This is a genomic window from Vagococcus sp. WN80Y (genome assembly GCF_059621045.1).
In genome coordinates this window covers 1-544 of record NZ_JCAQHY010000013.1, presented here as the reverse complement: position 1 = coordinate 544, position 544 = coordinate 1, and the positions used below count along the sequence as shown (strand labels likewise).

General features: G+C 43.6%; 1 protein-coding gene. It reads left to right on the top strand.

Features of this window, described 5'->3' with window-relative positions:
• On the top strand, positions 1-536 hold a 536-nt coding region (locus tag AC5KOD_RS02360; protein WP_496912950.1), incomplete at its 5' end, for a hypothetical protein.
• Between the last annotated feature and the right edge of the window lie 8 nt (positions 537-544).

Below are 544 nucleotides of genomic sequence, written 5' to 3'. Positions count from 1 at the left end.
ATTTGGCTGTATTAGTTTGTTTAGGCTATCTCTGCCAAGTGCTGACTCAAGTAACGGGCCTTAATAACGCGATTGTCCAAATTATCGTGGGAATTGTTTTAGGGTATTTTGGTTTAATCGAACCCAAGCCCATGGATAAATCAGCCTCGACAGGTATTCTTAATCTGGCGTTGTTTGCCAGCTTTATGAGCTCCTTTGCCTTGGCCACATGGTCAGTTGTGGTGGCCTTAATCGTTAAAATTGTCATTCTGATGGTGATTGCCTTAGTGGCGATTTTCCTCGCTACCTACTTTTTCGGCAAGCTTTTTGGTTACTCGCCTTACATGACCTTTGCGATTGGCCTGAACTGTTTCCTTGGTTTTCCTTTTAATTTTGCCTTAACCACCGAAGCCATTAAAGGGGCGACCAGTGACCAAGCCGAAGCCGATTATTTAACCGCCTATATGATGCCTAAAATGATCATCGCAGGCGTTGTCTCCGTCTCTCTTGTGTCAGCCATATTAGCAGGAATCTTCGCTGGCATTGCTTTTAAGTGATAATTATT